At 37.3% G+C, this 4,972-nt stretch carries 4 protein-coding genes; 1 reads left to right on the plus strand and 3 read right to left on the minus strand.

The window, feature by feature from the left end; genetic code table 11:
• Positions 1-996, plus strand: a 996-nt coding sequence (locus JR312_RS05985) for a helicase-related protein (protein WP_416647956.1), incomplete at its 5' end; no start/stop codon positions are given.
• 180 nt (positions 997-1,176) lie between these two features.
• Here the strand turns inward: JR312_RS05985 and JR312_RS05990 are convergent.
• The 3 genes from JR312_RS05990 to JR312_RS06000 all read right to left on the minus strand — a co-directional run.
• Entirely contained in the window at positions 1,177-3,600 is a 2,424-nt protein-coding gene (locus JR312_RS05990; protein ID WP_416647957.1) for a hypothetical protein, read from the minus strand.
• A 20-nt stretch (positions 3,601-3,620) separates the two neighbouring features.
• Positions 3,621-3,848 carry a hypothetical protein gene (locus JR312_RS05995; RefSeq protein ID WP_151808126.1) on the minus strand — a complete coding sequence of 76 codons (228 nt, stop codon included), beginning with the start codon at positions 3,846-3,848 and terminating at the stop codon, positions 3,621-3,623.
• A gap of 93 nt (positions 3,849-3,941) precedes the next feature.
• The coding region (locus tag JR312_RS06000; RefSeq protein ID WP_416647958.1) for a hypothetical protein at positions 3,942-4,972 on the minus strand (1,031 nt) is incomplete at its 5' end.

Below are 4,972 nucleotides of genomic sequence, written 5' to 3' on the forward strand. Positions count from 1 at the left end.
GAAAATTATTCGCGTTATCTCTATGGAATGGAAGCTGGGGATCCACCGCCTACTTTGTTTGAATATTTACCCAAAGACGTAATTTTATTTGTTGATGAGAGTCATGTCACCGTTCCTCAGGTTGGTGCGATGTACAGTGGTAATGAGGCGCGTAAAAAGAAATTGATTGACTATGGCTTCAGGCTCCCTTCCGCTTTTGATAATCGTCCATTAAAATTTGAAGAGTGGGAGGGAGTTAGGCCGCAGACTGTTTACATTTCAGCCACTCCAGGAAAGTATGAGTTGGCAAAGACCAATAATGTATTTATAGAGCAAGTTATCCGTCCAACAGGGCTTACAGACCCAATCTGCATTGTGAAACCAATAGAGAGTCAAATTGATGATGTAATTCATGAGGCACAAGTGACAATAGGGAAGGGATTTTGTGTTTTAATCACTACATTGACGAAAAAAATGGCTGAAAATTTAGCTGAATATATGAGTGAATTGAATATGAAAGTGAGTTATTTGCATTCTGATATTGCTGCGCTGGAGAGAATAGAAATTATATACAAATTGAGATCTAAAGAAATCGATGTTTTAGTAGGTGTTAACTTGCTGAGGGAAGGTCTTGATATTCCAGAGTGTGGGTTGGTTGCAATTTTGGATGCTGATAAAGAAGGATTTTTGCGATCGGAAACTTCATTAATTCAAACGATCGGTCGTGCTGCGCGTAATGCTGAAGGTAGAGTAATTTTGTATGCAGATAAAATCACTGGTTCTCTGGATCGTGCGTTAAAAGAGACCGAAAGAAGAAGAAAAAAACAAGAAGAACATAATATATTGCACAATATTGTCCCAAAGACTATAATAAAACCTATATCAAACACCTTACAGGAGAGGGCAATAGCAGAACCGAAAGTAAATACTAATAAGGATGATTTGAGAAAGCAAATGATAGAGCATGCTGAAAATTTAGAATTTGAAGAAGCAGCAAGAATAAAAAAATTATTGTAAGGTTAAGTAATATATGATGCTATGGGCATAGCATGAAAGTGTAAATAATTTTATTGATATCTTTATATTAATACTTTTTAAACATTTAGTACCATGCAATACTTACAATGGACAAGAAAAACCAACACCAGTGCTCTCAGGGTCAGCTAATAAAACACTTAGGTGGCTGAGAGCAGTGGATTAGGTACGACTGTTAACTTTTTTCTCCTGCAAGTATTGCTCGATCTTAGTAGCATCCATTTTAGTTCTAACAGTGGAAGTACTGGAGTTCGATGAGACTGACGACCTACCACTAGCTTCTAGTTCATCTTCATCACTTCCAGTATCACTAGTCGATTTTTGTGAAGACGATCCTAAAGAAACACCACTATCTTTAGAACTTGTAAGATAGTTATCACTAACTTTTTGATTACTAAAGAACTCCTGAAATAAGCGTACTACCTCCTCAGAAGAACTTGATTGTGCTTGCTCCTTCTCCTCAGAAGGAAGAACTGAGCACACTTGCTCTACTTCCCCAGGAGGAGAAAGAAGCAAACGCACCTCCCTCTTATCAACATAAAGTAGGTATAGTAACTTCTCGTACTCAGGGAGAAAAAGTTCGGAATCTAGCTTCTTCTTCATCTTAGAAGAAAGAGCTTTGTATAGTTTCTCTCTCTGATCAGAATCAAGATGTTGTTGCAACTTTAGTCCACCCGACACATCTTTATGCGTAGGAGAAGCCGGGTTTTTTAATAGATTGTGAACAACACTTAATAATTTACTAAATATATTTTCAAGTTTATCAACTATTAACGGTGTCTGCTGAAGTGAATCACTAAACTCTTCAATAAGCGACGGTGACTGTCCCCGCTCAAGCGACCCTAAACCACTATCTACAGAAATTTTAGAACTACGGTCCCCGGGCATGTTTAGTTTGCCTACGGTACCTTGTGACGGGAGTTCTGTAATACTATCATTTAATTCAGTAGGCTTGTTTTCGGTATGTACTTCAGTAACAGGAGTCACTTTTGAGGGTGAATTACTTTTTACTTTTCTTTCTGATGAAGTAGCTGTTTTTTTACTTGAAAGCTCATGAGTTGAACGCGTCGAGTCAAGTTTTTTGCCATTTTGCTGAAAATATAGGAACCACTTTTCTAGCTCTAATATAAACAACTTCTCTAGCTCTGGCATAATAGATTTTTTTGATAAAGTACTACTACCTGAAAACGAATTACTTTCTGACCCTTTCCGGCTACTCGGAGATTCACTCTGTGGCTTTGCTTTAGAACACTCATCGTTACTTTCTAGATCACTTTTATCAGTAACTTGCTGTTTTTCAGATTCCTCATTAGAAACCTCAAGATTTAAGAATGTTGAACTATCCCATGCTCTAAGAGAACAAGTGGATTGACTTGGATCTATTTCCAGCACCCCCAGAAAAGGCTCTGTTTCTTCCTCTCTTTCTGATCCTTGCCTGGGAGAATCCTTTACTCCACCCTGACTACACGTGGGAGACTCCAATTCCATATCTGACAGTTCAGTCGATGGTGATCGCGACAATGCTCGAAAACGAAGCTCAGGATCAATCTCTATTTGACCATCTTTGTTGATTACAGAGTTTTCTATAATTACAGGAATTAAAAGAGCAATCTGTCTATCGGACAAAGCATATACCTCACCAAATTCATTTGACCGTGTGGCTTCAGTTTGACCTCTAACATTAGTTAAAATATCATGAGAAAATTTAGCATTAATCTTATCTGCCTCCATACGAGCTAGATACCTTAAATTATTACCCTCCTTGGTTATAGGTATAAAAGCAAAGTGATCTCCATTACTTATCCTGTCTTCATCTATAAAATTATCACGGTAGTAACCATAAACTGGTATTCCAGTTAAGCTAAAGATTAGCGCGCCCATAGCACCTTTATATTTTCTAACTTTTAAATCATTACGGCTTGGAAAGCGAAAATGATACCCTGACCTTTTTTTAGCAACTTCTGTTACACTTCTCACCAAATCAATATTTTCAACATTTGTAAAATATACTTTATTGCCATCTATACAACAGAAATCTAAAAGATCAAAACTATACTTTTGCATTTTTGCCCGAAGTACCTTCATAAAATGCGCTTGTATACCCGGATTATTAAACCACAGGCATTTTATATAATGAGGTGATGTATCCATTGCTACCTGCTGTATATTTTTGTTTAAAATCTCTTTAATGTGTTGAGAATTTCCACCGATTTCCCTAATCATTTGGTGTCTTACTTCACTCCTGAATTCCTCAGCAAAATGCACCTTGAGATTAAAGATTACTCCAGAGCCTATAGGAACTGTAAACTGAGTCCCCGCCTTGTTAAACGTCCACCTTCCTTTATCAAAGTTAAATGGAAAAGACTTAAGGTCAAAAAAGTGACCAGCTACAGACTCATCAGAATAATATTCTCTTACTAAGTCTCTTGCCATCTGTGATAAGTACCTCTTTGCAGAGCGCTGACCACAATTAAACTTAACGACGATATTATCGCCCTCCACAACAAAATTAGTGTTGACTTTAGAGCCGTAATTACTAACGTTAAACGCATTAACCAGCTCCTTAACAAAATCTAAACTAGTCATAACTCCCCCCTATTCAAATATTACTTTTTTTTACTACTACTTTGAGCACTATCAGCTTTAGCATTACTCATCCTTGTATAAGGATAGGCATCACACCTGTCAAACTTGCTAGGGTCATTGTGCATGACCGGCCCTCCACCTTTCCCAGGATTAGCTTTTAGCCAAGCAGCAGAATCATATCCACCAGAGCCTACCTTAAAACGAGGATCCCCTTGTGAACTAGAGCTTGCTTGTTGTTTTTTATCCATAATACCCTCCGTTAATAAAAATATTATGTAATCTATATATTATAAATAAATCATAAGTGCAACAACTTTTTTGCATTTTCATAAATTTTTTTTTCATTTCCCTTTATAACCTCCTTTAGGCTGAACATTTATAGAATTAAGTTCTGATTCTGGTGAAATTTGATTCTGCTCAGCAAGAAATTTACCGTAAATTTCATTTACATCAATTGGTTCTATTGTTGGCGTCTCTCGTATGTCGACATTATCAAATGCAAAATATTTCGCTTTCCTACTAGAACCATTTGTGTTATTATGCAACATTGGTCTCTTCTTCCCAGGTTTTTGCTCCGGAACTTTCTGTGGACACACCTCTTTCTTCGGTTCCTCCGGCTTCGCTTTTTTCTCTTCTTCCACTTTTGGTTTTGTTTCCTCGCGGGTCTCCTCCTTTATAACCTCTTTAGGTATTAGTTCTTTCATAGGTTTTGGTAAAAGATCAAGTTCTGGTTTGCTCAGAACAACCGGCCTTACAAATCCTGGTGAAACTTCAAAAAGGAAAACTGGCACTTTAGGTTTTTCTCTTTCATCCACTTTTATTTCTACGTTTTCGCAAACTTCTTTATTTTCTTCCTTTAATGATGTTTTTTCTGCTTTTTTATCTTCCTTTTCTGTAGATGCCTCTACCGCAGCCGCCAACTCAACTCCAAACATCTCTGCGAACATTGTAACAATCCATCCGACAACAGCCATTTGTAACCTGAGTTTCAGATCTTGCAATGCAGTTAATCTTTCTAACGCCCTTGCAAACTCTTCTTCTGATAACTCACCACTGCCCAATTTCTCCTGCAATTCTTTTATCTCTTTGTCCAACCTCTGATTGAAACTTAAATCGCGTGCAAAAATCTTCTTGATTAACTCCTTAAGCTTATCACGCAAAAACTTAATTATCGAAAGAAGCCAATTTTTTTCTTTCTTCTCCTTGAGCATTTGGTAGATTTTCGGATCATCTACATCTACTTCAAAAAGGTTGAAGAGAGATTCAAAGAAATTCCAGAAATCTCCGAGTACTCTTCCTTTTTCACCAGTGAAGTAATCCTCATCATCACCTTCTCCGATATGTAGCTCTGCTTGAGATGATATTTCATCGA

It is taken from the genome of Wolbachia endosymbiont of Nasonia giraulti, from assembly GCF_048054155.1.
Classification (GTDB): Bacteria; Pseudomonadota; Alphaproteobacteria; order Rickettsiales; family Anaplasmataceae; genus Wolbachia; species Wolbachia pipientis_C.

Bases quoted from the DNA above. Each gene is read 5' to 3' on its own strand.
- JR312_RS05990 (WP_416647957.1), bottom strand. From the start codon at position 3,600: ATGACTAGTTTAGATTTTGTTAAGGAGCTGGTTAATGCGTTTAACGTT.
- JR312_RS05995 (WP_151808126.1), bottom strand. From the start codon at position 3,848: ATGGATAAAAAACAACAAGCAAGCTCTAGTTCACAAGGGGATCCTCGT.